The organism is Pseudomonas sp. RIT-PI-AD, assembly GCF_025642785.1.
Lineage (GTDB): Bacteria > Pseudomonadota > Gammaproteobacteria > Pseudomonadales > Pseudomonadaceae > Pseudomonas_T.
In genome coordinates this window covers 12,605-38,072 of the sequence record NZ_JANZKU010000012.1, presented here as the reverse complement: position 1 = coordinate 38,072, position 25,468 = coordinate 12,605, and the positions used below count along the sequence as shown (strand labels likewise).

The window sequence follows — 25,468 nt, the reverse complement described above, 5'->3', positions numbered from 1 at the left end:
TCATGGTGGTTTTCTCAACGGCTGGAGAAGGCGTTACTGCGCTTGAGCAAGCAATGTGCCATCGCCTTTTGGCGGTTATCGGGGGCTTTACGACGGGCCTTTCGGCCGTTTGCTGCCGGGGCCGCAGCCGGATGCTGGTGAAGTGGTTGTGGCGCAGCAAAGTGTCCGGAAGTCAGGCGGGATTATTCGGCGGTCGCTGTTTCGATATAAGCAAGAGCGCGCATGAAGTTCGGGCGAACGCCGGTGAAAGAGCCTTCGCCCGATACTTCAGAAGTTGCCGGTTAGTTGCGCCGAGTCGGTTTTCCAGAAGTTCTGCAAGTTCAGGTTTTTCAATCCCTGTTCGATGAAGCGGGGCTCGATGAGGGTGTCCACGTCCACGTCGTTTCGGATGAGCCTGGCCTGCCGGCTGTACTGGATGGCGTCGGCGTAATGCTGGCGCAGCGCCTGGTCGAAGCGGGGCGAGAAGGCGTCCCGCCAGGATTCGCCCTCCACCTCCCGTTGCAGCACGCTCAGCGGTTGCCCGGACTGCGCCAGGTAGCCCTGGTAGGTGGCCTTGTTGGCGTCCTCGGCGGTCCAGTGGGCGGCCTTCAGGTAGGCGTCCACCACCAGTTGGGTCAGCTCCGGCTGCTGGTCGACGAAATCGCTGGCAGCCCAGAGTTCGGCGCGCATCTTCCAGTCCCGCGGCGCCTGCTTGCTCGACCAGATGATCCGCCCGACCTGTTTGTCCTCCAGCAGGAAGGCATCGCTGAGGGTGAAGAAGGCATCGACCCGCCCGGCGCTGAGCGCCGCGGCGCCGGCCTGTGGGTTGAGGTTGAGCACCCGGAAATCCTCGAAGCCGAGGCCGTTGGCCTGCAACAGCTTGGCGAACGACAGCTCCCAGGGCCGGCCCCGGTGCAGGGCGATGCGCTTGCCCTTGAGGTCTTGCAGGCTGCGCGCCTCGGAGCCGCTGGGCACCACCAGGTAGACGTTGTTGCCGCTGCCGCCGGGGGCGATCAGCCGGGTCGAGACCCCTGTCGCATTGGCGATGATCGACGGCAGGTCGCCGTAGAAGGCGAAGTCGATGCGCCGGTTGGCGAACTCCTCGTTGACGAAGGTGCCCACCGAGGCGGTGGCGGCCGGCACCCATTCCAGCTTCACGTTGCGCTTGGCCAGTTCCTGTTCCAGCCACTTGTCCCGGTCCATCACGTAGGCGGGGCCGTTGAACGTCACCTTGCCGGCGTTGGCGTAGGCCACCGTGGCGATGCGCAGGGTTTTCGGCGGCTCCGCGGCGATGGCCTGGGCGGCGAGCAGGGTGGCGCCCAGCAGCGCGGTGCGACGCAGCAGGCGGGCGATAAGGGGGATGTGCATGGCGATTACCTCGCGCGAGGCCCACGGCCAGGAGGCCGTGGGCGGGATGGAGATCAGAAGTCGGTGGTGACGGACACGCCGAAGGTGCGCGGGTCGCCGTACATCAGCCCGGCGCTCTGGTAGCCGCCCGGCAGGGTGTGGTTGCGGTACTCCTTGTCGGTCAGGTTGTCGACGTAGGCGCTGACCCGGGTGGTTTCCCCCGGCAGCTCGTAGGTCACCCGCGCATTGCCGAGGGTGTAGCCGCCGCTGCGCATGGACTGGCTCTGGTCGTTGGAGAAGAAGTACTGGCGGCTGCGGGTGTTCCAGTCGGTGCCGAGGATCAGGGCGCCGCCGACGTCGAGCGGGATGCGGTAGTCGGCGCCGATCACCGCCGAGACGCTGGGCGCGCGCACGAACTTGTTGCCGGAGTAGTCGTTGCTGCCCGAGGTGTAGTCGGTGAACTCGGTATGCAGCAGGCCGAGGGCGAAATTCAGGTGCAGGTTCTGCAGCGGGATCGCCTCCAGCTCGAACTCGGCGCCGTAGGCTTCGCCCTCCGCGCCGTTGGCCAGGCGCGAGACGGTCTGGTTGTTCACCGCGGTGACGATGTTGAGCTGGATGTCCTCGTAGTCGTAGTAGAACAGGCTGGCGTTGGCGTTCAGCCGGCCGTCGAACCACTCGGACTTCAGGCCCAGTTCGTAGGCGGTCAGGTACTCGGGGTCCACCGTCGTCACCGTCGCCTGGCTGGTCACGCCGGCGTTGTAGCCGCCGGAGCGGAAGCCGTAGGCGTAGCGGAAGTAGACCCGGGCGTTGTCGGAGAGCCGGTATTCCGGGGTCAGGTCGTAGGTGTAGTCGCTCCAGGTGGTGCTCTCGTCCTGGACCGCGTTCACCACCAGGGGCGAGGCGACGTTGCCGAGCTTCCACCAGTCGTCCGTGGCGAGGCGGGCCGCGCCCTGGTTCTGCCGGCGCTGCAGGTCGATGTCCTTGCGCTCGCGGGTCCAGCGCAGGCCGGCGGTCAGCGCGAAATCGTCGGTGAAGTGGTAGGTGGCGCTGCCGAACAGCGCGTAGCTTTCGCTGCCCTGGTCGTAGCGCACGTCGTTGTAGAACGAGGGGATGTAGGGGTTGGCCAGGGCCGCGTTGGCGGCGTCCGACTGCAGATCCTCGTTGAAGTAGTGGAACCCCAGCACCCAGTTGAAACGGTCTTCCCGTGGTGAGGCCAGGCGCAGTTCCTGGGACCACTGCTGGCTGTCGGTGTAGCTGTAGCTGCGCTGCAACTCCAGGGGGGTGTTGTCGCTGTCGCTGAGGCCGTCGCGGGTGAAATGCTCGAAGGCGGTGATGGAGGTCAACTCCAGCTCGCCCAGTTGCCAGACCAGGTTGAGGTTGGCGCCCGCCTGGTCCACGTCCGCCAGGTACTTGGCGTTGTAGTTGACCTCGCCCAGGCGCGGGTCGATGCGGTAGCCGAACGCGTTGCCGCCGTCCGGGCGCAGCCCATAGTTGACGGTGCTGTAGCCGGCGGTGTCGTGGTAGTGCCGGGCGTGCAGGTTGAGGTTGGCTTCCAGGTCGTCGTTGATCCGCGCGAGGAATTGCACCCGGGCGGCGTCGTCCTCCAGCCCGCCGCGGTCGTCGTTGTCGGCGAGGTTGTCGTTGTAGCCGTCGCGGCCTTGATGGCGGAACGACAGGCGCGCGGCGAGGCGGTCGTCCACCAGCCCGTCGCTCACCGCGCCTTCGACGACCCGGTCGGCGTAGTTGCCGACGCCGAGCTTGAAGTAGCCGGACGGATCGAAGGTGGGCTTGCGCGACAGGAAGTTGATGGCGCCGCCGGTGGTGTTCTTGCCCCACAGGGTGCCCTGGGGCCCGCGCAGCACCTCCACGCGCTCCTGGTCGAACAGCGGGAAGCCGGTGGCGCTGATATTGGCGATGTACACGTCGTCGACGTAGATGCCCACCGGGCCGACGGTGTTGGCACCCTGGTCGCCGGTGCCCAGCCCGCGGATCCACCAGCGCGGCCGGCCATGGCCCTCGGTGGTGCCGGCGGAGGCGTTGGGGATGTAGCGGGTCACTTCGTTGGCCGACTGCAACGCGTCGTCCCGCAGCCGGTCGCCGCTGAGCACGGAAATCGAGGCCGGCACTTCCTGGACGGTTTCCTCGCGTTTCTGCGCGGTCACCGTGACCTTGGCCAGGGTGGGCGAACCACCGTCCTCGGCCTGCGCCTCGATGCCCGGCGCCGGGGTGGCTTCCTCTGCCTGGCCGATCGCCAGGTGGAGCCCGGCCAGGCCACCGAAGGCCCAGGCAACGGCGGTGGATAATGCGGTGCGTGTGAACATGGTGCCCCCAATTGCGTATTCAGTGCCGAGTCGGCTGGCATCGTCGCGATGCAATGGCGGATCGACGGTGCTGCGTCTTCACGGACGCAGGCTCCGGCCGTCCCGGCGGGACGGCGAAGGTGCAGGGGCAACAACCGTACCGAGTCGTGATTTATCGTTCAGGTGATTGTTTTCAAAAGGTTTTATGTCCGTCGAGGACGACGCGGAAAGGCTGCCCTGAAAGCAACGGATGCTGCTGCTGTGGTGCCTGGGCAGCAGGTTCCGGCTGGCCGCGGCGATGCGGAAGAAACGGCTGGCGCGACGAGCCCTGGACAAGGACCCTTCGTCCGGAGCCCGTCCCCATGGCGCGAAAGCCGGGACGCGCGGCCCACCGGGCACCCCGGTTCGTACCTTCGAGCGAGCACTGGTATCGTCCCAGGCGAAATGCCCCGAGCCCGCTCGGCCAGCGCGGGTCGCCCCTCGGGTGCGCCGCGCGGGGTGAGGGGAAGGGTTCCATTCGGAGGAGGACGAGGATGCGCGTGTGGATCGATGCCGACGCCTGCCCGCGGGGGGCGAAGGATCAGGTGGTGAAGTTCGCCCTCAAGCGCGGCTTCGAGGTGGTGCTGGTGGCGGGGCAGAGCCAGGTCAGGCCGGCGTTCGCCTGCGTGCGCCTGGTGGTGGTGCCGAGCGGGCCGGACGCGGCCGACGATTACCTGGTGGAGCAGGCCGTGCCCGGCCAACTGGCGATCTGCAGCGACGTGCCGCTGGCGGATCGCTTGCTGAAGAAGGGCGTGGCGGTGTTGGACCCGCGGGGCCGCGAGTTCGACGAGCGCAACATGGGCGAGCGCCTGGCGGTGCGCAACCTGTTCAGCGACCTGCGCGACCAGGGGCAGATGGGCGGCGGCCAGGCCGCCTACGGCGAACGGGACCGGCAGGCCTTCGCCAATGCCCTGGATCGTATCCTGACCCGCCTCGCGTCTTCCGCCGAGCCCCGTTGAGCCGCGCGGGTCAGCCGGGTTGGACGGTCATCTCGAGGATGCGGTCGACCAGCTTGTTGATGCCCGAGGCCGCCTCGCTGATCGATTCGGCCAGCATGTAGGCGGGCGTGCTGACCAGTTTGTGGGTTTCGTCCTCGACGATGTCGCCGACCGCGCACTCGACGTGGCGCGCGCCCATCTTTTCCAGCGTGGCGGCGGTTTCCGCGTCGTTGCCGATGGTGCACACCACGCCTTCGCCGAAGATCTTCGCCGCCATGTTCGGCGCGATGCAGATCAGGCCGATGGGTTTGCCGGCCGCGGCGAAGTCCTTGGCCACCGCCAGCACGTCGGGCTGGACGCTGCTGTCGGCGCCGTTGACGGCGAAGTCGGAGAGGTTCTTCGCGGCGCCGAACCCGCCGGGCACGATCAGCGCGTCGAAGTCCGCGGCGCGCAACTGGCGCACGTCGGTGACCTGGCCGCGGGCGATGCGTGCCGACTCGGTGAGCACGTTGCGGCTTTCCGGCATGTCTTCGCCGGTCAGGTGATTGACCACGTGATGCTGGACGATGTTGGGCGCGAAGCACTGCACCTGCGCGCCACGCTGGTCGAGGCGCAACAGGGTGATCACGCTTTCGTGGATTTCCGCGCCGTCATAGACGCCGCAGCCGGAAAGGATCACTGCCACTTTTTTATTCATCGCGTTCTCCGCTGGTTCGAGGCGCCTTCTTGGGGCGCGGGTCGGGCGCGAGGCGGCCATGCCGTCTCGCCTGATTCGGGGGCCGTCGCGGCCGGAGCGCGCGCCGGCGTCACTCAGGCAATCCTAGCCGGGCACCCTGGATCGCGGCGCGCGCAGCCGGGCGCGCGGCGTCGTTTTTCGTGGGGCCTTATCGATAAGGATCGTGCCGGGGGCGTTGCGTTCAGCCGGGTGCGGCGCGTCGCGGGTCAGCCGGGTTTCTGCGAGGCGTCGCGGCTGTTGCGCTTGGCCCGCAGGCTGCGGTGTATCCACAGGCCGACGCCCAGCACCAGCAGGGCGCCGAGCACCCAGAGCTCGTAGCGCTTGATGTCGCCGAGGATGGTCTCCAGCACGGCGCCGAAATGGTAGGCCGCCCAGCCCAGGGCGGCGGCCCAGACCGCCGCGCCGAGCCCGTTGAGCAGCAGGTAGCGCAGCGGCGGGTAGCCCGACAGGCCGATGGCCACCGGCATCACCGTGCGCAGGCCGTAGACGAAGCGGAAGCTCAGCACCCAGATGTCCGGGTGCCGGCGGATGTGGTTCAGGGCCTTGTCGCCCATGGCCTGCCAGTGGGGCTTGCGCTGCAACAGGCTGCGGCCCTTGAGGCGCCCCAGGTAGTACCAGAGCTGGTCGCCGGCATAGCTGCCGAAGAAGGCGGTCAGCACCACCAGGTTGATGTCCAGGTAGCCACGGAAGGCGAGGAAGCCGGCCAGCACCAGAACGGTCTCGCCTTCGAAGAAGGTGCCGAGGAACAGGGCGAAGTAACCGAAGTCATGAAGGAGTTGTTGCAGCATGGTCGGCCAGCGCGGCGAAAGGAACGCGCAGCCTACTCGGTTGTAGGGCCCCGGAAAAGCGCGGGGCTCGGCTCGACGCGGGGAGTTTGACTGGCGACAATGAAAGCGCCGTTCCGGCCCGCCTGCGACTGCCAGTCGCAGTGGCCGCCGCGATTGCCATGAATTGGTCATAATGGCGGCTTATACCGTCACACTGTGCCCGCTCGTCCGGGTCTGGAGTCTGCCGTGAGCTTTACCCCCGCCAACCGCCTGTTCCCCGCTACCCGCCTGCGCCGCAACCGTCGCGACGAATTCTCCCGTCGCCTGGTCCGCGAGACCGTGCTGACGGTGAACGACCTGATCCTGCCGGTGTTCGTCCTCGACGGCGAGAACCGTCGCGAGGCGATCCCTTCGATGCCCGGCATCGAGCGGTTGTCCATCGACCAACTGCTGCTGGAGGTCGAAGAGCTGGTGGCCCTGGGCGTTCCGGCGATCGACCTGTTCCCCTACATCACCCCGGACAAGAAAAGCCTCGACGCCGCCGAGGCCTGGAACCCGGACGGCCTGATCCAGCGGGCGATCCGCGCCCTGCGCGAGCGCTTCCCGGAGCTGGGGATCATCACCGACGTGGCCCTCGACCCCTACACCACCCACGGCCAGGACGGGATCATCGACGAGGACGGCTACGTGCTCAACGACATCACCATCGACGCCCTGGTCAAGCAGTCGCTGTCCCACGCCGATGCCGGCGCCCACGTGATCTCGCCGTCGGACATGATGGACGGCCGGGTGCAGGCGATCCGCGAGGCGCTGGAACTGGCCGACCATACCAACGTGCGGATCATGTCCTACTCGGCGAAGTACGCCAGCGCCTACTACGGCCCGTTCCGCGACGCCATCGGCTCGTCCGGCAACCTGGGCAAGGGCAACAAGTTCACCTACCAGATGGACCCGGCCAATGGCGACGAGGCGCTGCACGAAGTGGCCGCCGACCTCGCCGAGGGCGCCGACATGGTGATGGTCAAGCCGGGCCTGCCGTACCTGGATATCCTCTGGCGGGTGAAGCAGGAATTCCGCGTACCCACCTTTGTCTACCAGGTCAGTGGCGAGTACGCCATGCACATGGCGGCGATCCAGAACGGCTGGCTCAGCGAGGCGGTGATCCTCGAGTCGCTCACGGCCTTCAAGCGCGCCGGTGCCGATGGCATCCTCACCTATTTCACCAAGCGGGCCGCGCAACTGTTAAACCCTACGCGCTAGACCTCGCCCCCGGATGCAAGGCCGGCGGGCGCGAGCGCTCAAGCAGGATGATTCGATGAATACCGACGCCTTCAACGACAGCGCCACGCTCCCGGCCGATCCGGTCGAGATCGTCATCAGCGAGGTGCCAGCCACGGCCGAGGCCCTGGCGGCTCCGGTGCCCAGCGTGGACGACAGCAGCCTCTACATCCATCGCGAGCTGTCCCAGCTGCAGTTCAACATCCGCGTGCTGGAGCAGGCGCTGGACGAATCCTATCCGCTGCTGGAACGCCTGAAATTCCTGCTGATCTTCTCCAGCAACCTCGACGAATTCTTCGAGATCCGCGTGGCCGGGCTGAAGAAGCAGATCACCTTCGCCCGCGAGCAGGCCGGCGCCGACGGCTTGCAGCCGCACCAGGCGCTGGCGCGGATCTCCGAGCTGGTCCACGAGCAGGTGGCGCGGCAATACGCGATCCTCAACGACGTGCTGCTGCCGGAGCTGGCCAAGCACCAGGTCAATTTCATCCGCCGGCGCTACTGGACGCCGAAGCTGAAGGCCTGGGTGCGCCGCTACTTCCGCGACGAGATCGCGCCGATCATCACCCCCATCGGCCTGGACCCCACCCACCCGTTTCCCCTGCTGGTGAACAAGAGCCTGAACTTCATCGTCGAGCTGGAGGGCATGGACGCCTTCGGCCGCGACTCCGGCCTGGCGATCATCCCGGCGCCGCGCCTGTTGCCGCGGGTGATCCGGGTGCCGGAAGAGGTGGGCGGCCCGGGGGACAACTACGTGTTCCTTTCGTCGATGATCCACGCCCATGCCGACGAACTGTTCCACGGCATGAAAGTGAAGGGTTGCTACCAGTTCCGCCTGACCCGCAACGCCGACCTGGCGGTGGACGCCGAGGACGTCGAGGACCTGGCGCGCGCTCTGCGCGGCGAGCTGTTCTCCCGGCGCTACGGCGACGCGGTGCGGGTGGAGGTGGTGGAAAGCTGCCCGAAACCCCTCTCGGACTACCTGCTCAAGCAATTCGGCCTGGCCGAGAGCGAGCTGTACAAGGTCGATGGCCCGGTCAACCTGACCCGCCTGTTCAGCATCACCGGCCTGGACAGCCATCCGGAGCTGCAATACGCGCCTTTCACGCCGCTGATTCCCAAGCAGTTGCAGAACCGCGACAACCTGTTCAACGTGCTGGGCAAGCTGGACTACCTGCTGCTGCACCCCTTCGAGTCCTTCACCCCGGTGATCGACCTGCTGCGTCAGGCCGCCAAGGACCCCCAGGTGCTGGCGATCAAGCAGACGCTGTATCGTTCCGGGGCCAACTCGGAGATCGTCGACGCCCTGGTGGAGGCGGCGCGCAACGGCAAGGAAGTCACCGCGGTGATCGAGCTGCGCGCGCGCTTCGACGAGGAGTCCAACCTGCAACTGGCGAGTCGCCTGCAAGCCGCCGGCGCGGTGGTGATCTACGGCGTGGTCGGCTTCAAGACCCACGCCAAGATGATGCTGATCCTGCGTCGCGAGAACGGCGAGCTGCGTCGCTACGCGCATCTGGGCACCGGCAACTACCACGCCGGCAACGCCAAGCTGTACACCGACTACAGCCTGCTGACCGCCGACGTGGCGCTCTGCGAGGACCTGCACAAGCTGTTCAACCAGTTGATCGGCATGGGCAAGACCCTGCGCATGAAGAAGCTGCTGCACGCGCCCTTCACCCTGAAGAAGAACCTGCTGGAAATGATCAACCGCGAGGCCCTGGCGGCGTCGGAAGGGCGTCCTTCGCAGATCATGGCCAAGGTCAACTCGCTGACCGATCCCAAGGTGATCCGCGCCCTGTACAAGGCCAGCCAGGCGGGCGTGAAGATCGACCTGGTGGTGCGCGGCATGTGTTGCCTGCGTCCCGGCGTCCCGGGGGTTTCCCACAACATCCAGGTGCGCTCCATCGTCGGCCGCTTCCTCGAGCACAGCCGCATCTATTACTTCCTCAACGGCGGCGACGAGAAGATCTACCTGTCCAGCGCCGACTGGATGGAGCGCAACCTCGACAAGCGCGTGGAGACCTGTTTCCCGGTGGAAGGCAAGAAGTTGATCACCCGGGTGAAGAAGGAACTGGAAGCCTACCTCACCGACAACACCCAGGCCTGGGTGCTGCAGAGCGACGGCCGTTACCAGCGCTTGCAGCCGAGCGGCAACCAGAACCCGCGCAACTGCCAGGCCGGTCTGCTGGAACGCCTGACCAACCCCACCATCGGCGTCCGATGAGCGAACGCGGCGTCACGCGAAGGCCCGCCCGATCACGGGATCGGGCGGGCCTTCGTCTGTGCCGTGCGTTTTGAAAGGTATCGGCTGGCGCCCTAACGCGCGTTTCAGCCGACGCTGAGGGTGAAGTCGATGCGCTTGAGCCACTCGGCTTCCTGGGCGAAGTCGGCGCGGGTCAGGGGATTGGCCTCTAGCCAGCCGCTGGGGAACAGCACTTCCAGGCTATGGGCGGAGACCTTCAGGCGCACCTGGGGCATCTCCTGGGTGCCGCGGATGTGATGGAACAGGATGGCGAAGCGCAGCAGCACGCACAGGCGCATCAGCTTGACCCCTTCCTTGCCGAATTCGGCGAAGCGGTCCTTGGGAATGTTGCGGCGGTGGCCGCGCACCAGCAGGGCGAGCATCAGTTGATCCTGGCGGGAGAAGCCCGGCAGGTCGGAGTGCTCGATCAGGTAGGCGCCGTGCTTGTGGTAGTGGTAATGGGCGATGTCCAGGCCGATCTCGTGGACCCGAGCGGCCCAAACCAGCAGGTCGCGATGCCACTCGTCGTTCAACCCCCAGTCCGCCGCCACCTGCGCCAGCCCTTCCAGGGCGCGCGTCTCGACGCGGGCGGCCTGTTCCAGGTCGACGTGGTAGCGCTCCATCAGGGCGCTCAGGGTGCGTTCGCGGACGTCCTCGTGATGATGGCGCCCCAGCAGGTCATAGAGTACGCCCTCGCGTAGCGCGCCCTCGGAGTGGGTCATGTGCTTGAGGTCGAGGGCATCGAAGATGGCTTCCAGGATGGCCAGGCCGGCCGGGAAGATCGCGCGGCGGTCGGGTTTCACCCCGTCGATGTCGATACGCTCGATCTCGCCGAGCTTGAACAGGCGCCGTTTCAGCCAGGCCAGGCCTTCGCCGTTGACCTCGCCGTTGCCGTGGCCGCCGGCCTTGATCGCCAGGCACACCGCGCGAATGGTGCCCGAGGCGCCCACCGCTTCCTGCCAGCCGAGGCGGCGCAGGCTGTGCTCGATGCCCATCAGTTCGAGGCGTGCCGCGGTATAGGCCTGGGCGTAGCGCGCCGGGGTGATCTTGCCGTCGCGGAAGTAACGCTGGGTGTAGCTGACGCAGCCCATCTGCAGGCTCTCGCGCTGCAACGACTCGAAGCTCTGGCCGATGATGAACTCAGTGCTGCCGCCGCCGATGTCCGCCACCAGCCGGCGGCCCTGGGCGTCGGGCATCGAATGGGAGACGCCGAGGTAGATCAGCCGGGCTTCCTCGCGGCCGGAGATCACTTCCACCGGATGGCCGAGGATTTCTTCCGCGCGGCGGATGAATTCGCCGCGGTTGCGCGCCTCGCGCAGGGCGTTGGTGCCGACGATGCGCACCGCGCCTTCCGGCATGCCGGCCATGCGCTGGGCGAACATGCGCAGGCAGTCGAGGCCGCGCTGCATCGCCTCTTCGCTGAGCTGGCGTTGCTCGTCGATCCCGGCCGCCAGCTGGACCTTGTCGCCGAGTCGTTCGAGGATGCGAATCTCGCCGTGGTCGGCTTTCGCCACCACCATGTGGAAACTGTTCGAGCCCAGGTCGATGGCGGCGATCAGCGGAAAGGATTCGGCAGGGGTATGCGGCATGGTTGGTCGTTCTCGATTCGAATCGCCGTCATCCTGCCACGATAGGCGATCCACGCCAAACCCGCCTTGCGCGTCGCGCTGTCGCGCCGGGTCCTGCGCGACAGCGCGGAGCGCGGCGTAGAACCGCGGGGGAAACCGCGGGGTCCCATAGAGAGGCTCAATCGCCTTTACCTTCCTGTGCTGGCGAACCCAAGATATGATGGCCGCCACTATCCGATCCGAACCACGGAGACTATCCATGAGCGAATTCATCACCAACGTCAGCGACGCCAGCTTCGAGCAGGACGTGCTCAAGGCCGAGGGCGCGGTGCTGGTCGATTATTGGGCCGAGTGGTGCGGCCCGTGCAAAATGATCGCCCCGGTGCTCGACGAGATCGCCCAGACCTACCAGGGCAAGCTGAAGGTCTGCAAGCTGAACATCGACGAGAACCAGGACACGCCGCCGAAATACGGCGTGCGCGGCATCCCGACGTTGATGTTGTTCAAGAACGGCAACGTCGAGGCCACCAAGGTCGGCGCACTGTCCAAGTCGCAGTTGGCCGCCTTCCTCGACAGCAATATCTGACGCACCTAAAAGCCCCGCAAAACGCGGGGCTTTTTTCTGGCCGCGCGCTGGACTCCCCGAAAAACCGGTGTTACATTCGGGCTCGCAACGGTTTCGCCGTTGCCTTTCTGCAAGCCGTCGCCGACGCATTCCTACTCGAATAAGCACACGACCCTGTCGTCATTCCCTGCGGCGCGGCCTCCCAAGCTCAATGCTTTCCCTTCCCCCATATTTACGTCATTCCTATGAATCTGACCGAACTCAAGCAAAAACCGATCACCGAACTGCTAGAAATGGCCGAACAGATGGGCATCGAGAACATGGCCCGTTCGCGCAAGCAGGACGTGATTTTCTCCCTGCTTAAAAAACACTCGAAGAGCGGCGAGGAAATCTCCGGTGACGGCGTGCTGGAGATTCTCCAGGACGGTTTCGGCTTCCTGCGCTCTGCGGACTCTTCCTATCTCGCCGGCCCGGACGATATCTACGTCTCGCCCAGCCAGATCCGCCGCTTCAACCTGCGTACCGGCGACACCATCATCGGCAAGATCCGTCCGCCGAAAGAGGGCGAGCGCTACTTCGCGCTGCTCAAGGTCGACTCGATCAACTACGACCGTCCGGAAAACGCGAAGAACAAGATTCTCTTCGAGAACCTGACCCCGCTGTTCCCCAACAAGCGCCTGATCATGGAGGCCGGCAACGGCTCCACCGAGGACCTCACCGGTCGGGTGATCGACCTCTGCGCACCAATCGGCAAGGGCCAGCGCGGGCTGATCGTGGCGCCGCCGAAGGCCGGCAAGACGATCATGCTGCAGAACATCGCGGCGAACATCACCCGCAACAACCCCGAGTGCCACCTGATCGTCCTGCTGATCGACGAGCGCCCGGAAGAAGTGACCGAGATGCAGCGCACCGTGCGCGGCGAAGTGGTCGCCTCCACCTTCGACGAACCGCCGACCCGCCACGTGCAGGTCGCCGAGATGGTGATCGAGAAGGCCAAGCGCTTGGTCGAGCACAAGAAGGACGTGGTCATCCTGCTCGACTCCATCACCCGTCTGGCGCGTGCCTACAACACCGTGATCCCCAGCTCCGGCAAGGTGCTCACCGGTGGCGTCGACGCCCATGCCCTGGAGAAGCCCAAGCGTTTCTTCGGCGCGGCGCGGAACATCGAGGAGGGCGGCTCGCTGACCATCATCGCCACCGCGCTGGTCGAGACCGGCTCGAAGATGGACGAGGTGATCTACGAGGAATTCAAGGGTACCGGCAACATGGAGCTGCCTCTGGACCGGCGCATCGCGGAAAAACGCGTGTTCCCGGCGATCAACATCAACCGCTCCGGCACCCGCCGCGAAGAGTTGCTGACCGCCGAGGACGAGTTGCAGCGCATGTGGATCCTGCGCAAGCTGCTGCACCCGATGGACGAGATCGCCGCCATCGAGTTCCTCCTCGACAAGCTCAAAGACACCAAGACCAACGACGAATTCTTCCTGTCGATGAAAAGGAAATAGGCCGAAAGCGGAAGCGGGAAGCTTGAAGTGAAAGGCTTCCGGCTTCCGACCTTCAGCTTCCCGCTTCCATGACCTATTCCGATCTCCGCGATTTCATTCGCGCCCTCGAACAGCGCGGCGAACTCAAGCGTATCCATGCGCCGGTCTCGCCCGTGCTGGAAATGACCGAAATCTGCGATCGCACCCTGCGCAAGGCCGGTCCCGCGCTGCTCTTCGAAAACCCCACGGGTTACGACATCCCGGTGCTCGGCAACCTGTTCGGCACGCCGCAGCGGGTCGCCTTGGGCATGGGCGCGGACGAGGTGTCCGAGTTGCGCGAGATCGGCAAGCTGCTGGCCTTCCTCAAGGAGCCGGAGCCGCCGAAGGGACTCAAGGACGCCTGGTCGAAGCTGCCGATCTTCAGGAAAGTGCTGTCCATGGCGCCCAAGGTGCTCAAGGACGGTCCCTGCCAGGAAGTGATCGAGGAAGGCGACGACGTCGACCTGGCGAAGCTCCCCGTGCAGACCTGCTGGCCAGGCGATGTCGGCCCGCTGATCACTTGGGGCCTGACCGTCACCCGCGGTCCTAACAAGGAACGCCAGAACCTCGGCATCTATCGCCAGCAGGTGATCAGGCGCAACAAGCTGATCATGCGCTGGCTCAGCCATCGTGGCGGTGCGCTGGACTACCGCGAGTGGTGCCAGAAGCATCCGGGCACGCCTTATCCGGTAGCGGTGGCCCTCGGGGCCGACCCCGCGACCATCCTCGGCGCGGTCACGCCGGTGCCGGACAGCCTGTCCGAATACGCGTTCGCCGGTCTGCTGCGCGGCCAGAAGACCGAACTGGTGAAATGCCGCGGCAACGACCTGCAAGTGCCGGCCAGCGCCGAAATCGTCCTCGAGGGGGTGATCCACCCCGGCGAGATGGCCGACGAGGGCCCCTACGGCGACCACACCGGCTACTACAACGAGGTCGACCGCTTCCCGGTGTTCACCGTCGAGCGCATCACCCGCCGGCGCCAGCCGATCTACCACAGCACCTACACCGGCCGGCCGCCGGACGAGCCGGCGATCCTCGGCGTGGCGTTGAACGAGGTCTTCGTGCCGATCCTGCAGAAGCAATTTCCGGAGATCACCGACTTCTACCTGCCGCCCGAGGGCTGTTCCTACCGCATGGCGGTGGTGACCATGAAGAAGCAGTATCCCGGCCACGCCAAGCGGGTGATGCTCGGTGTCTGGTCGTTCCTGCGCCAATTCATGTACACCAAGTTCGTCATCGTCACCGACGACGATGTGAACGCCCGCGACTGGAACGACGTGATCTGGGCCATCACCACGCGGATGGACCCCAAGCGCGATACCGTACTGATCGATAACACACCGATCGACTACTTGGACTTCGCCTCGCCGGTCTCCGGCCTGGGGTCGAAGATGGGCCTGGACGCCACCCACAAATGGCCGGGGGAGACCTGTCGCGAATGGGGCCGCGCTATCGTCCAGGACGAAGCGGTCAAGCGGCGGGTCGATGAATTGTGGAACCAGTTGGGAATCGATTGATGCATGTGACCCTGCAACCTTCCGGTGCGGTGCTCGAGGTGCGTGCCGGCGAGGCCATCCTCGACGCCGCGCGGCGTCTCGGCTACGAATGCCCGCAGAGCTGCCGCAACGGTAACTGCCACATCTGCGCCGCGCTGCTGGTCGAGGGCCGCGTGCGTCAGAACGGCGTCGAGTTGGACCATGGCGAGCTCTTCACCTGCCTGGCCGAACCCCTGGAAGACTGCGTGCTGCACTGGGACGGGGTGCTGGCGCCGGGCGAGCTGCCGGAGCGCCGGCTGCATTGCCAGGTGGTGGACTGCATCGACGCCGGCGGCGATGTCTGGCGCGTGCTGCTCCGGGCGCCGGCCGGCAAGCCGCCGCGCTACCACGCCGGCCAGTACGTGCTGGTCGAGCGCGACGATGGTGAAACCTCGGCGTTTTCCCTGGCTTCGGCGCCCCATGCCGGGCGTGAGCTGGAGCTGCACGTCCTCGCCCGCGAGGCCAGCGCGCGTGCGTTGATCGCGCAATTGCAGCGCGACCGCGGGGTCTGGATCAGGTTGCCGTTCGGAGACGCCCACCTCGCCGAGTTGCCCGCCGGGCCGTTGGTGCTGATCGCCGCGGGCACCGGCATGGCGCAGATGCACAGCCTGATCGAGCATTGCCGCTCCAGCGGGTTCGCCCATCCCGTGCACCTTTATTGGGGCGCGCGGCGACCCGAGGATTTCTACGCCTTGCCGCACTGGGCGGAGTGGCAGCGGCTGGACAACCTCAGCCTGCACCAGGTGGTGAGCGACGCCTGTGGCTGGAGCGGGCGCTGCGGCCTGCTGCACCAGGCGGTCTGCGAGGATTTCCCCGACCTGAAGCCGCTGCACGTCTACGCCAGCGGTTCGCCGGCGATGATCTACGCCACCCTGGACGCCCTGGTGGAGGCCGGCATGGACGCCCACCAGATGCGCGCCGACGTCTTCGCCTACGCCCCCCGCGGCTGAAAAAGCGCGGGCGCCGTCCCTCGCGCGGCCTTCCGTCGCCTGTGGCTGCCGATGAGCGTCGCGAAGGGTTGGAGTGACATCCGGCTGAGTGGGGATACGTCACCGTCGCCGGAAACCGGGCGGGACGTCTCGATCCCGCGCTGATGAAGACTCGCGAGGTCGGCGCTCGGCAACCCCGGCGCCGTCCTCGAGCGCCTCAGGGGCGTACCTTGACCACCACCTTGCCGACGGCCTTGCGCTGGCTCAGCGCGTTCAGCGCCTCCCCGCTGCGTTCCAGGGCGAAGGTCTGCGAGACCAGCGGCTTCAGTTTGCCTTCGCTGTACCAGGCGAAGAGCTGCTGGAAGTTGGCGAGGTTGTCCTGCGGCTGGCGCTGGGCGAAGGAACCCCAGAACACTCCGACCACCGCGGCGCCCTTGAGCAGCGCGAGATTGACCGGCAGCTCCGGTATCCGCCCGCTGGCGAAGCCCACCACCAGCAGGCGGCCGTTCCAGGCGATGCTGCGAATGGCCTGGTCGAACAGGTCGCCGCCCACCGGATCGTAGATCACATCGGCGCCCTGGCCGCCGGTTAGGCGTTTCACCTCGTCCTTCAGGCTGTCCGTGGAATAGTCGATCAGTTCGTCGGCCCCCGCGGCTTTCGCCACCGCGAGTTTTTCCGCACTGCTCGCCGCGGCGATCACCCTGGCACCGAGGGCTTTGCCGATTTCCACCGCGGCCAGGCCGACTCCCCCGGAAGCGCCGAGGACCAGCAGGGTTTCGCCTGCCTTCAGGTCCGCGCGCTGCTTGAGCGCGTGCATCGAGGTGCCGTAGGTCATGCTGAATGCCGCGGCGGTGTCGAAGTCCATGTCCGTCGGCATGGGCAGCACGTTGTAGCCCGGGACCGCCACCTGTTCGGCGAAGCTGCCCCAGCCGGTCAGGGCCATCACCCGGTCGCCGACCTTGACGTGCCCGACCTTCTCGCCCACCGCGGCCACCACGCCGGCGGCTTCCCCGCCGGGGGAGAAGGGGAACGGTGGCTTGAATTGATACTTGCCTTCGATGATCAGGGTGTCGGGGAAATTCACTCCGGCGCTGTGGACGTCGAGCAGGATCTCGTTCTTCTTCGCTTCCGGGCTGGCGGTCTCTTCCAGCACCAGGGTTTCGGCCGGGCCGAAGGCTTTGCACAGGACGGCTTTCATGGGGCGTTCTCCGGGGATGATGGCTCCGCAGTGTAGGTGGGCGCGAGGATGGGTCAACGAGCATGGCCTCGCCTGATACGCTTGCATAAGCATCGGCGGGGCGTCGAGCTTGGGGTGGGACGCCGCACTGGCTATGCTAGGGACTCGTTCGGTCGACCTGGGTCGATCGGGACTCCGTGACATCGAGGCCGTGCGCCGTACCCTCGATGGCGCAGGCCCGGTCACGGCGGATTCGGCTCTCATGCCTTCGGGCGACAGGTTGCGGAGAAACACGATGAAACTGATGAGCGCGCTGCTGGCGACCCTGCTTCTGGCCGGCCCGGCCTGGGCCGAGGAGGCGAAGAAGGAGGGGGAGGCCGAGGCGCCCAAGGTCGCCTACGTCAACCTGACGCCCGCCCTGGTGGGCAACTACGGCGCCGGGGCCAAGCTGAAGTACTTCAAGGCGGACATCTCGCTGCAAACCGGCGGGCCCGAAGTGGCGAAGAAGGTCGAATACCACGAGCCGCTGATCCGCAACCAGTTGATCATGCTGTTCTCGCAGCAGACCGACGACAGCCTCAACGGCGTGGAAAACAAGGAAAAGCTGCGTCAGGAGGCCTTGAAAGAGGTGCAGCAAGTGCTGAATACGGAAGAGGGCGCGCCCCTGGTCGACGACCTGCTGTTCAACAACCTGATCATCCAGCCCTGAGCCGGGTTCAGCGCAGGGTTCGGATCACCCGCCATTCCGCCGGCTCGACGGGCATCACCGAGAGGCGGTTGCCCTTGCGCAGCAGCGCGAGGTTTTCCAGGCCCGCCAGGGTTTTCAGCGCACTCAGCCGAAGCACTTCTGGAAAGGCTTCGACGAACTCCACGTCCAAGGCGCTCCAGGGGTTCTTCTCCGCGGTGGCCTTGGTGTCGAAGTAAGGGCTCTGCGGGTCGAGCGCCGTGGGATCGGGATAGGCCGGCGAGGCGATGCGTCCGATCCCGGCGATCCCCGGTTGCGCACAACTGGAGTGATAAAAGAAGAAGGTGTCGCCCGCACGCATCTGGCGCAGGAAGTTGCGCGCCTGGTAGTTGCGTACGCCATCCCAGCGGGCGCGCGTCAGGCGACGCAGGTCCTGAATGGAGAGCTCGTCCGGCTCGGATTTCATCAGCCAATGGGCCATGTCGATAACCTCCCGGCAGGGGGCGCCGGTCGAGAAAAATAAATTCGAATCGGGCCGACAATCGGTGAAAGCAGAAATTGCGCGTAACGTCACATTGCCCGACAATGCCGCAGTTTTTCGTCACCTGTCATTTTTCAGTCCATTAACAAGGAACGGCCGCAAATCATCGCGAGCAGTTTGCCTAAAGGGGGAGGCACCATGAAACGAAAACCCGATCTACTCTGGGTCTTGGTCATCATCTTCGGTCTGGGCGTGGTCACCACGGGATACACCCAGAGTTTCTGGGAGCGACAGTCCGATGCTCCCGCCAGCTTGAACGACGTGCAACAACAACCCTGATTCCTTCTCGGCACCGCTGTCCGGCGGTGCCTTCAGGCCACCCGGCCCGCCGCATACCATCCGCCATCCGTTACCGTCCCCTGCAAAGGCACGTCCCACTCGGCCGTGGCCAGGCGATCGACCTTCTGACACTCGTGGGCCAGGCCCAGCAGTACCGGTTTCCCGGCATGCGTGCGCCGGGCGCGGTAGGCGAGGCTGCGGTCGTAGAAGCCGCCGCCCATGCCCAGCCGTCCGCCCGCTTCGTCGAAGCCGACCAGGGGCAGCAGGACCAGGTCCAGTGCCCAGACCGGGCGTTGCCGGTTCGGCCGATAGCGCGGCTCGGGGATTCCGAAGCGATTAGGCGCGAGGCGTTCATCGGGGTGCAGGCGCTGGAACACCATGCGCGTGCGGGGCCAGGCGTTGAGCACCGGCAGGTAGACTTTCTTGCCGCGGCGCTGGGCGCAACGCAGCAAGGGACGCGGATCGATCTCGCCGTCGTTGGGCAGGTACAGTGCCAGATGCCGGGCACGGCGAAATAGCGGCGTGTGCACCAGGCGCCGATAGAGCGCGCGGGCGGCGAGTTTCTGCTGGAGGGGCGAAAGTGCGCGGCGGGCTTGGCGAAGCTGGCGACGCAGGGCCGGACGGGAAAGGGTGCCGGCGGTGATCATGGAGCGATCCATGAAAGAAATGACTCCCCGGTTATGCCGCTGTCGGGTTAGCCCTTGAACCCGAAAGTTCAAGGTGGAGGTTGCAGGGGGCGTTAAGGCTTTCCGTCGAGCGGACATGCACACCGGCCCCAGCTCACAACCCCCATGGTTGTGCGTATCGGCTCAGGGACATCACCGACTGGCAAACACACCAGGGAGCTGCGGCGAGTATACCCCAATCCTCGGAGAAGGGTCAGTTTTGCGGCGCGTCCTGATCGGTGGCCAAGGCGTCGTCCACGCGGTCCAGCAGATCGCGTACCCGCTCGCGGGTCGAGCTGACTTCCTGATCCAGGCGTTGTTGCTTGTGCAGCAGTTCGTGGGTGATGTTCAGGGCCGCCATCACGGCCACGCGGTCGGCGCCGATGACCTTACCGCTGGTGCGGATTTCGCGCATCTTGCCGTCCAGGTAGCGGGCGGCGCTTTCGAGATTGGCCCGCTCTTCGGCAGGGCAGGTGATGCAGTAGTCCTTATCGAGGATATGGACGGTAACGGTTTTCGACGGGGTCATGAATCCTGCTCCAGAGCTTTCAGGCGCGAAATCATCGCTTCGACCTTCAGTCGTGCCATTTCGTTCTTTTCGATCAGATGAGCGCGCTCTTCACGCCAGGATTTTTCGCTCGCCAGCAAAAGACGGTTCTGCCCCTTGAGCTGCTCGACGCGCCGGATCAACAGTTCCAGTTTGCTCGTCAGGGCCTGCAGGTCGGCGTCTTCCATTGGGTTCGGCTACCGGTGGAGGGCGGGTCGGGAGCTCCCGCGACTGGAGAAAACCGCGCGCGGGGCGATGTGAAGCCGGGCGCGTCGGTCGATGGTCTTGGCGTGTACGCCGGTGCTAGGATACGAAGCCGTCATTCTAGTCATTGCGCCCTGCCGCGCCTAGCCGCCCATGCCCAGTTCCAACTCGCCGTATACCGCTTTCGCCACCCTCCTCGCCACTTCGGGCCAGGCCGTTTCGCCCGCCGAGCTCCATGGCCTGTTGCTCGGCCGTAGTTGCGCCGGCGCGGGCTTCGAGGTGGAGCCTTGGCTGGTGGATGCCGCCGAACTGATCGGCAGCGAACCCAAGGACAACCTGCGCCAGGCCCTCATCGGCCTGCAGGAAATGGTCAAGGGCGAGTTGACCGGTGGCGACATGACATTGGTTGTCCTGCTGCCGTCCGACGACAGTCCGCTCAGCGAGCGGGCCGCGGCGCTCGGCCAGTGGTGCCAAGGCTTCCTCGGTGGTTTCGGCCTTGCCTCGCGCGACAGCGCATTGAGCGCCGAAGCGATGGAAGTGTTGCAAGACCTCGCCTCCATCGCCCAGGTGCAGAGCGCCCTGGAAGAGTCGGAGGAGGGCGAGAGTGACTTCATGGAAGTAATGGAATATCTGCGTGTAGCGCCGTTGCTGCTTTTCACCGAATGCGGAAAGACCGCCGCGGCACCGGCGCCGAAGCCTTCCCTGCACTGAAACCTCGGAGACCGCATGACCCGCATCCCGAAATCGGAGTTCGCCCGTCGGCGCAAAACGCTGATGGAACAGATGGTGCCCAACAGCATCGCCATCCTGCCGGCCGCACCGGTGCACATCCGCAACCGCGACGTCGAACACGTCTATCGCCAGGACAGCGATTTCCAGTACCTCAGCGGCTTTCCCGAGCCGGAAGCGGTGCTGGTGCTGATCCCCGGCCGCGCCCACGGCGAATATGTGTTGTTCTGCCGCGAGCGTGACCCGGAGCGCGAGCTCTGGGACGGGCTGCGCGCCGGCCAGGAAGGGGCGATCCGCGACTTCGGCGCCGACGATGCCTTCCCCATCGGCGACATCGACGACATCCTGCCCGGGCTGATCGAAGGCCGCGAGCGGGTCTACTACTCCATCGGCACCCACATCGAGTTCGATCGCCATCTGATGGAGTGGATCAACGTGATCCGCTCCAAGGCGCGCCAGGGCGCGCAGCCGCCGAGCGAATTCGTCGCCCTCGGCCACCTGCTGCACGACATGCGTCTGTACAAGAGCGCGGCCGAGGTGAAGGTGATGCGCGAAGCCGGCGAGGTGTCCGCGCAGGCGCACATCCGCGCCATGCAGGCGGCGCGTCCCGGCCTGTACGAATACCACCTGGAAGCCGAGCTGGAATACGCCTTCCGCCGGGGTGGCGCGAAGATGCCCGCCTACGGCTCCATCGTCGCGACCGGTCGCAACGCCTGCATCCTCCACTACCGGGAGAACGATGCACCGTTGAAGGATGGCGACCTGGTGCTGATCGACGCCGCCTGCGAGCTCGATTGCTATGCCAGCGACATCACCCGGACCTTCCCGGTCAGCGGCCGCTTCACCCCCGAGCAGAAGGCCATCTACGAGTTGGTGCTGAAGTCCCAGGAAGCCGCCTTCGAGGTGATCGCGCCCGGGCACCACTGGAACGAGGCCCACGAGGCCACCGTGCGGGTCATCACCGCCGGCCTGGTGGAGCTTGGCCTGCTCAAGGGCGAGGTCGACGCGCTGATCGCCAGCGAGGCCTACAAGGCGTTCTACATGCACCGCGCCGGTCACTGGCTGGGCATGGACGTCCACGACGTCGGCGACTACAAGGTCGGCGGCGAGTGGCGCGTGCTCGAACCGGGCATGGCGATGACCGTGGAGCCGGGCATCTACATCGCCGTGGATAACCTCGACGTACCGAAGAAATGGCGCGGCATCGGCGTGCGCATCGAGGACGACGTGGTGGTCACCCGCCAGGGCTGCGAAATCCTCACCGGCAGCGTGCCCAAGCGCGTCGACGAGATCGAGGCGCTGATGGCCGCCGCCCGCGTCGAGGCGGCGTAGGTGCACGCCCATATCGCCATCATCGGCGGTGGGTTGGTCGGCGCCAGCCTGGCGCTGGCCCTGCAGGAAGGCGCCCGGGCGCGTGGCTGGAAGATCCTGCTGGTGGAGCCCTTCGCCCCCGGCGAGGGCTACCAGCCGAGCTACGACGCGCGCTCCTCGGCGCTTTCCTACGGCACCCAGCAGATCTATCAGCGGCTCGGCGTCTGGCAGTCGATCAGCCCGCGCGCCGAGCCGATCCGGCAGATCCATGTTTCCGACCGTGGCCGATTCGGCGCGACCCGCCTGTCGGCCATGGAGGAGGGCGTGCCGGCCCTGGGCTACGTGGTGGAAAACGCCTGGCTCGGCCAATGCCTGTGGCAGGCCCTGGATCGCCAGGTGGTCGAGTGGCGTTGCCCGGCCGAGGTGGTCGGCCTGCAACCGCTGCAAGGCGGTTACCGGCTGACACTCGACGACGACTTGCAGGTCGACTGCGACCTGGCGGTGCTGGCCGACGGCGGGCGTTCCTCGCTGCGCGAGCAGATCGGCATCGAGGTGCAGCGCTCGCCCTATGCGCAGACCGCGCTGATCGCCAACGTCAGCCCGTCGGAGAGTCATCGCGGGCAGGCCTTCGAACGCTTCACCGACGAGGGGCCGATGGCCCTGCTGCCGTTGTCCGACGGGCGCTGCGCGCTGGTCTGGACGCGCCCCGGCGACGATGCGCAGCGCCTCGCCGACTTGCCCGACGCGGCCTTCCTCGCCGAGCTGCAAGCCAGTTTTGGTTACCGCCTGGGCGCCTTCCGCCAGGTTGGCGCGCGGCATCTTTACCCGCTGGTGCTGGTGGAAGCCCAGGAGCAGGTCCGCCCGCACCTGGCGGTGCTCGGCAATGCCGCCCACAGCCTGCATCCGATCGCCGGGCAGGGCTACAACCTGTCCCTGCGCGATGCCCTGGCCCTGGCGCAGGCGTTGCTCGGCAGCGACGCGCCCCCGGGCGATTTCGCCACCCTGCAGGCTTATCTTGCCGGCCAGCGCGCCGACCAGCGCCTGACCGTAGGCTTCTCCGACCAGGTCACCCGGCTGTTCTCCAGCGATGCGCCCTTGCTCGCCACCGGCCGCAACCTCGGCTTGCTCGGCCTGGACCTGTTGCCGCCGGCGAAGCGCTGGTTCGCGCGCCAGGCGATGGGGCTGGGCACCCGACCCCTATGAGGCAATGCGCATGAACGTCGAAACCTCCTCCGCCCTGGGCGGACGTTGCTTGTGCGGGGCGGTGAACTTCAGCGCGACCCCGCTGAGCCTGACCATGTCGGCCTGCCATTGCGCGATGTGCCGGCGCTGGGCCGGTGGGGTGGGCATGGCGGTGGCCTGTGCGCCGGCCCTCCGCATCGACGACTCATCCGCGCTGGGCATCTATCGGTCTTCCGGCTGGGGCGAGCGGGGGTTCTGCAAGGCCTGCGGGTCCTCGCTGTTCTGGCGCGCCCGCGATGGCTCGGCGCTGGTGGTATCGGCCATGGCCTTCGAGGACCCCGCGCAGTTCGAGCTGAAGACGGAAATCTTCGTCGACGAACAGCCGTGCAACTACGCCTTCGCCCAGCCGACCCGGCGACTCACCGGTGCCGAGGCACTGGCCGCGTTCAGCAAGCCCAACCCCTCGTGAGCGGCGCGCCCGATCCCCGCGCCCTGGCGCGCAAGGCCCGCTTCCTGCGCTGGGCGCTGAACCTTTATCCGCCCTACCTGGGCGCCGGTATCCGGGTGCGGCAGATCAGCGCGGACTTCCGCTCGGTGCGGGTCAAAATGGGCCTGAGCTGGTACAACCGCAACTACGTGCGCACCCAGTTCGGCGGCTCGTTGTACAGCATGACCGACCCGTTCTTCATGCTGATGCTGATGGAGAACCTCGGCCGCGATTACATCGTCTGGGACAAGGCCGCCAGCATCGACTTCGTCGCGCCGGGCAAGGGCCCGGTCTATGCCGACTTCCAGATCGACGAGGCGCTGCTGGAGACCGTCCGCGCGCGTACCGCCGGTGGCGAGAAGTACCTGCCGGAATTGCTGGTGGAGGTGCGCGACGGCGCGGGCGGCCTGGTGGCCACCGTGCACAAGACGCTTTACGTGCGGCTCAAGCCGCAGGTTCGGAATTAACCGGGAGTGGCCATGCAGCCAGGCGACACGCAAGCGGATCTGGTCATCGTCGGCGCCGGGATGGTGGGCAGCGCGCTCGCCCTGGCGCTGAAGGACAGCGGGTTGGACATCCTCCTGGTGGACGGCGGCCCGCTCGACGTGGCGCCGTTCGCCGCCGATGCGCCCTTCGAGCCGCGGGTGAGCGCCCTCTCGATGGCCAGCCAGCGCATCCTGCAACGGCTCGGCGCCTGGGACGGCATCGCCGCGCGCCGCGCCAGCCCCTATGCCGAGATGCGCGTCTGGGACGGCGCCGGCACCGGGCAGATCCACTTCTCCGCCGCCAGCGTGCACGCCGAGGTCCTCGGCCATATCGTCGAGAACCGGGTGATCCAGGACAGCCTGCTGGAGCCCCTGCGCGACAGCGCCGTCGGCCTGCTGCCGGGGCTGCGCCTGGAACAGCTGCGGCGCTCCGGCGACGACTGGCTGCTGACCCTTAGCGACGGCCGCCGCCTGCGCACCCCGCTGGTGGTGGCCGCCGACGGCGCGCTCTCGGCGGTACGCAGGCTCGCCGGTTGCGAGACCCGCGAGTGGGATTACCTGCACCACGCCATCGTCACCAGCGTGCGCTGCGCCGAACCCCACCGCGCCACCGCCTGGCAACGTTTCACCGACGAAGGCCCGCTGGCGTTCCTGCCACTGGATCGCCAGGGCGACGACCATTGGTGCTCGATCGTCTGGTCGACCACTCCGGCCCATGCCGAACGGCTGATGGCCCTGGATGACACGGCGTTTCGCGCGGCCCTCGGCGATGCCTTCGAACGGCGGCTCGGCGAGGTGCTGGAAGCCGACCCGCGACTGTGCATCCCGTTGCGCCAGCGCCACGCCAAACGCTACGTCGAACCCGGCCTGGCGTTGATCGGCGATGCCGCGCACACCATCCATCCGCTGGCCGGCCAGGGGGTCAACCTGGGCTTCCTGGACGCCGCGGTGCTGGCCGAGGTGCTGCTGCGCGCCCGCGCGCGGGGCGAGCCCCTGGCCGACCCGCGGGTGCTGGCGCGCTTCGAGCGGCGGCGGATGCCCTACAACCTGGCGATGATGGCCGCGATGGAAGGCTTCGAGCGGCTGTTCCAGTCCGATGCGTTGCCGCTGCGCTGGCTGCGCAACGCCGGCCTGAAGCGGATGGAGCGCCTGCCCGGCGCCAAGGCGGTGTTCGTGCGCCAGGCGCTCGGCTTGTCCGGGGATCTGCCGGAGCTGGCGCGGGCCTGAGCGCCTGCCCGCCGACTCGGCCGAACCGCCCCTTTCCGAAAGGGCGCGCCGATCAGCGCGATCCCGCCGCGGGTGGCGATCCGCGCTGCCCGGTCCCGCTGTCCCCCGGGTTTTCTTTCTCCTGACGAATCGCCCCCTCGGCGTCCGCGCCTGCGCGGGGCCCTGGCGTTCGGCGCCGGATGCCGCGCCCGCGGTTTACCCGGCCC

Annotated in this window: 25 protein-coding genes and 1 other RNA gene; 15 read left to right on the top strand and 11 right to left on the bottom strand. The window is 66.6% G+C overall.

Annotated features, from left to right (window positions below):
- Positions 1-267: 267 nt before the first annotated feature.
- Both OGL92_RS12340 and OGL92_RS12335 read right to left on the bottom strand, forming a co-directional pair.
- A complete protein-coding gene (locus OGL92_RS12340; protein ID WP_263143910.1) occupies positions 268-1,347 on the bottom strand; it encodes an ABC transporter substrate-binding protein in 1,080 nt (359 codons plus the stop codon).
- Positions 1,348-1,400: 53 nt separating this feature from the next.
- Positions 1,401-3,647 (bottom strand): TonB-dependent receptor, encoded by a 2,247-nt coding sequence (locus OGL92_RS12335; RefSeq protein WP_263143909.1) that lies wholly within the window; start codon positions 3,645-3,647, stop codon positions 1,401-1,403.
- Between the two features lie 512 nt (positions 3,648-4,159).
- On the opposite strand from OGL92_RS12335, the gene OGL92_RS12330 reads away from it, so the two are divergent.
- Entirely contained in the window at positions 4,160-4,624 is a 465-nt protein-coding gene (locus tag OGL92_RS12330; protein WP_263143908.1) for a YaiI/YqxD family protein, read from the top strand.
- A gap of 10 nt (positions 4,625-4,634) precedes the next feature.
- On the opposite strand, the gene elbB is transcribed toward OGL92_RS12330, so the two are convergent.
- Together elbB and OGL92_RS12320 are read right to left on the bottom strand one after the other, a co-directional pair.
- Positions 4,635-5,300, bottom strand: coding sequence for an isoprenoid biosynthesis glyoxalase ElbB (gene elbB, locus OGL92_RS12325; protein WP_263143907.1), 666 nt, complete (start codon positions 5,298-5,300; stop codon positions 4,635-4,637).
- Positions 5,301-5,545: 245 nt separating this feature from the next.
- Positions 5,546-6,127 carry a DedA family protein gene (locus tag OGL92_RS12320; RefSeq protein WP_263143906.1) on the bottom strand — a complete coding sequence of 194 codons (582 nt, stop codon included), beginning with the start codon at positions 6,125-6,127 and terminating at the stop codon, positions 5,546-5,548.
- Between the two features lie 225 nt (positions 6,128-6,352).
- Between OGL92_RS12320 and hemB the strand changes: the two genes are divergently transcribed.
- Positions 6,353-7,366: a porphobilinogen synthase gene (gene hemB, locus OGL92_RS12315; protein WP_263143905.1), complete on the top strand. Its 1,014-nt coding sequence runs from the start codon at positions 6,353-6,355 to the stop codon at positions 7,364-7,366.
- 55 nt (positions 7,367-7,421) lie between these two features.
- Positions 7,422-9,605: a polyphosphate kinase 1 gene (gene ppk1, locus OGL92_RS12310; protein WP_263143904.1), complete on the top strand. Its 2,184-nt coding sequence runs from the start codon at positions 7,422-7,424 to the stop codon at positions 9,603-9,605.
- 104 nt (positions 9,606-9,709) lie between these two features.
- On the opposite strand, the gene ppx is transcribed toward ppk1, so the two are convergent.
- The gene (ppx, locus tag OGL92_RS12305; protein WP_263143903.1) at positions 9,710-11,212 is read right to left on the bottom strand and encodes an exopolyphosphatase; all 1,503 of its coding nucleotides are present in this window, start codon (positions 11,210-11,212) and stop codon (positions 9,710-9,712) included.
- Positions 11,213-11,450: 238 nt separating this feature from the next.
- Here ppx and trxA point away from each other — a divergent pair, with 238 nt between their 5' ends.
- The 4 genes from trxA to OGL92_RS12285 all read left to right on the top strand — a co-directional run bounded on the left by trxA (position 11,451) and on the right by OGL92_RS12285 (position 15,764).
- A complete protein-coding gene (gene trxA, locus OGL92_RS12300; RefSeq protein WP_143487939.1) occupies positions 11,451-11,777 on the top strand; it encodes a thioredoxin TrxA in 327 nt (108 codons plus the stop codon).
- Between the two features lie 224 nt (positions 11,778-12,001).
- Positions 12,002-13,261, top strand: coding sequence for a transcription termination factor Rho (gene rho / locus OGL92_RS12295; RefSeq protein ID WP_263143902.1), 1,260 nt, complete (start codon positions 12,002-12,004; stop codon positions 13,259-13,261).
- Positions 13,262-13,329: 68 nt separating this feature from the next.
- Complete coding sequence (gene ubiD, locus OGL92_RS12290) at positions 13,330-14,796, top strand: 4-hydroxy-3-polyprenylbenzoate decarboxylase (protein ID WP_263143901.1); 1,467 nt, start codon at positions 13,330-13,332, stop codon at positions 14,794-14,796.
- Entirely contained in the window at positions 14,796-15,764 is a 969-nt protein-coding gene (locus OGL92_RS12285) for a CDP-6-deoxy-delta-3,4-glucoseen reductase (protein ID WP_263143900.1), read from the top strand. Before ubiD ends, OGL92_RS12285 begins: the two co-directional genes overlap by 1 nt.
- Positions 15,765-15,960: 196 nt before the next feature.
- Here OGL92_RS12285 and OGL92_RS12280 read toward each other — a convergent pair whose 3' ends face one another.
- Positions 15,961-16,941: an NADPH:quinone oxidoreductase family protein gene (locus OGL92_RS12280; RefSeq protein ID WP_263143899.1), complete on the bottom strand. Its 981-nt coding sequence runs from the start codon at positions 16,939-16,941 to the stop codon at positions 15,961-15,963.
- A gap of 274 nt (positions 16,942-17,215) precedes the next feature.
- Between OGL92_RS12280 and OGL92_RS12275 the strand changes: the two genes are divergently transcribed.
- Positions 17,216-17,629: a flagellar basal body-associated FliL family protein gene (locus tag OGL92_RS12275; RefSeq protein ID WP_263143898.1), complete on the top strand. Its 414-nt coding sequence runs from the start codon at positions 17,216-17,218 to the stop codon at positions 17,627-17,629.
- Between the two features lie 7 nt (positions 17,630-17,636).
- Here the strand turns inward: OGL92_RS12275 and OGL92_RS12270 are convergent, their stop codons facing one another.
- Positions 17,637-18,086 (bottom strand): EVE domain-containing protein, encoded by a 450-nt coding sequence (locus OGL92_RS12270; protein ID WP_263143897.1) that lies wholly within the window; start codon positions 18,084-18,086, stop codon positions 17,637-17,639.
- Between the two features lie 198 nt (positions 18,087-18,284).
- On the opposite strand from OGL92_RS12270, the gene OGL92_RS12265 reads away from it, so the two are divergent.
- Entirely contained in the window at positions 18,285-18,425 is a 141-nt protein-coding gene (locus OGL92_RS12265) for a hypothetical protein (protein WP_263143896.1), read from the top strand.
- Between the two features lie 32 nt (positions 18,426-18,457).
- Here OGL92_RS12265 and OGL92_RS12260 read toward each other — a convergent pair whose 3' ends face one another.
- From OGL92_RS12260 to OGL92_RS12245, 4 genes are all read right to left on the bottom strand, one after another.
- Positions 18,458-19,072 carry a 5-formyltetrahydrofolate cyclo-ligase gene (locus OGL92_RS12260; RefSeq protein ID WP_263144022.1) on the bottom strand — a complete coding sequence of 205 codons (615 nt, stop codon included), beginning with the start codon at positions 19,070-19,072 and terminating at the stop codon, positions 18,458-18,460.
- 20 nt (positions 19,073-19,092) lie between these two features.
- Positions 19,093-19,272, bottom strand: a non-coding RNA gene (gene ssrS / locus OGL92_RS12255) — 6S RNA.
- A 32-nt stretch (positions 19,273-19,304) separates the two neighbouring features.
- Entirely contained in the window at positions 19,305-19,619 is a 315-nt protein-coding gene (locus tag OGL92_RS12250; protein WP_263143895.1) for a cell division protein ZapA, read from the bottom strand.
- A complete protein-coding gene (locus OGL92_RS12245) occupies positions 19,616-19,825 on the bottom strand; it encodes a TIGR02449 family protein (RefSeq protein ID WP_263143894.1) in 210 nt (69 codons plus the stop codon). The genes OGL92_RS12250 and OGL92_RS12245 overlap by 4 nt, the downstream gene beginning before the upstream one ends.
- Positions 19,826-19,994: 169 nt before the next feature.
- Here OGL92_RS12245 and OGL92_RS12240 point away from each other — a divergent pair, with 169 nt between their 5' ends.
- From OGL92_RS12240 to OGL92_RS12215, 6 genes are read left to right on the top strand one after another with little or no spacing between them, the layout of a single operon-like run.
- Positions 19,995-20,552 carry a YecA family protein gene (locus tag OGL92_RS12240; RefSeq protein WP_263143893.1) on the top strand — a complete coding sequence of 186 codons (558 nt, stop codon included), beginning with the start codon at positions 19,995-19,997 and terminating at the stop codon, positions 20,550-20,552.
- 15 nt (positions 20,553-20,567) lie between these two features.
- Positions 20,568-21,902, top strand: a complete 1,335-nt coding sequence (gene pepP, locus OGL92_RS12235; RefSeq protein ID WP_263143892.1) for a Xaa-Pro aminopeptidase — start codon at positions 20,568-20,570, stop codon at positions 21,900-21,902.
- The gene (gene ubiH / locus OGL92_RS12230; protein WP_263143891.1) at positions 21,903-23,084 is read left to right on the top strand and encodes a 2-octaprenyl-6-methoxyphenyl hydroxylase; all 1,182 of its coding nucleotides are present in this window, start codon (positions 21,903-21,905) and stop codon (positions 23,082-23,084) included.
- Between the two features lie 10 nt (positions 23,085-23,094).
- A complete protein-coding gene (locus OGL92_RS12225) occupies positions 23,095-23,532 on the top strand; it encodes a GFA family protein (protein WP_263143890.1) in 438 nt (145 codons plus the stop codon).
- A complete protein-coding gene (locus OGL92_RS12220) occupies positions 23,529-24,017 on the top strand; it encodes a DUF4442 domain-containing protein (protein WP_263143889.1) in 489 nt (162 codons plus the stop codon). The genes OGL92_RS12225 and OGL92_RS12220 overlap by 4 nt, the downstream gene beginning before the upstream one ends.
- Before the next feature lie 12 nt (positions 24,018-24,029).
- Positions 24,030-25,262 carry a 2-octaprenyl-3-methyl-6-methoxy-1,4-benzoquinol hydroxylase gene (locus OGL92_RS12215; RefSeq protein ID WP_263143888.1) on the top strand — a complete coding sequence of 411 codons (1,233 nt, stop codon included), beginning with the start codon at positions 24,030-24,032 and terminating at the stop codon, positions 25,260-25,262.
- The last annotated feature ends 206 nt before the right edge of the window (positions 25,263-25,468 follow it).

Coding starts and splice junctions, on each gene's coding strand:
- OGL92_RS12250 (WP_263143895.1), bottom strand. CDS start 19,619: ATGACCCCGTCGAAAACCGTTACCGTCCATATCCTCGATAAGGACTAC.
- OGL92_RS12260 (WP_263144022.1), bottom strand. CDS start 19,072: ATGATCACCGCCGGCACCCTTTCCCGTCCGGCCCTGCGTCGCCAGCTT.
- OGL92_RS12285 (WP_263143900.1), top strand. CDS start 14,796: ATGCATGTGACCCTGCAACCTTCCGGTGCGGTGCTCGAGGTGCGTGCC.
- OGL92_RS12265 (WP_263143896.1), top strand. CDS start 18,285: ATGAAACGAAAACCCGATCTACTCTGGGTCTTGGTCATCATCTTCGGT.
- rho (WP_263143902.1), top strand. CDS start 12,002: ATGAATCTGACCGAACTCAAGCAAAAACCGATCACCGAACTGCTAGAA.
- trxA (WP_143487939.1), top strand. CDS start 11,451: ATGAGCGAATTCATCACCAACGTCAGCGACGCCAGCTTCGAGCAGGAC.
- OGL92_RS12340 (WP_263143910.1), bottom strand. CDS start 1,347: ATGCACATCCCCCTTATCGCCCGCCTGCTGCGTCGCACCGCGCTGCTG.
- OGL92_RS12275 (WP_263143898.1), top strand. CDS start 17,216: ATGAAACTGATGAGCGCGCTGCTGGCGACCCTGCTTCTGGCCGGCCCG.
- ppx (WP_263143903.1), bottom strand. CDS start 11,212: ATGCCGCATACCCCTGCCGAATCCTTTCCGCTGATCGCCGCCATCGAC.
- OGL92_RS12270 (WP_263143897.1), bottom strand. CDS start 18,086: ATGGCCCATTGGCTGATGAAATCCGAGCCGGACGAGCTCTCCATTCAG.
- elbB (WP_263143907.1), bottom strand. CDS start 5,300: ATGAATAAAAAAGTGGCAGTGATCCTTTCCGGCTGCGGCGTCTATGAC.
- pepP (WP_263143892.1), top strand. CDS start 20,568: ATGACCCGCATCCCGAAATCGGAGTTCGCCCGTCGGCGCAAAACGCTG.
- ubiD (WP_263143901.1), top strand. CDS start 13,330: ATGACCTATTCCGATCTCCGCGATTTCATTCGCGCCCTCGAACAGCGC.
- OGL92_RS12245 (WP_263143894.1), bottom strand. CDS start 19,825: ATGGAAGACGCCGACCTGCAGGCCCTGACGAGCAAACTGGAACTGTTG.
- OGL92_RS12240 (WP_263143893.1), top strand. CDS start 19,995: ATGCCCAGTTCCAACTCGCCGTATACCGCTTTCGCCACCCTCCTCGCC.
- OGL92_RS12335 (WP_263143909.1), bottom strand. CDS start 3,647: ATGTTCACACGCACCGCATTATCCACCGCCGTTGCCTGGGCCTTCGGT.
- OGL92_RS12225 (WP_263143890.1), top strand. CDS start 23,095: ATGAACGTCGAAACCTCCTCCGCCCTGGGCGGACGTTGCTTGTGCGGG.
- OGL92_RS12330 (WP_263143908.1), top strand. CDS start 4,160: ATGCGCGTGTGGATCGATGCCGACGCCTGCCCGCGGGGGGCGAAGGAT.
- OGL92_RS12320 (WP_263143906.1), bottom strand. CDS start 6,127: ATGCTGCAACAACTCCTTCATGACTTCGGTTACTTCGCCCTGTTCCTC.
- OGL92_RS12280 (WP_263143899.1), bottom strand. CDS start 16,941: ATGAAAGCCGTCCTGTGCAAAGCCTTCGGCCCGGCCGAAACCCTGGTG.
- ppk1 (WP_263143904.1), top strand. CDS start 7,422: ATGAATACCGACGCCTTCAACGACAGCGCCACGCTCCCGGCCGATCCG.
- OGL92_RS12215 (WP_263143888.1), top strand. CDS start 24,030: ATGCAGCCAGGCGACACGCAAGCGGATCTGGTCATCGTCGGCGCCGGG.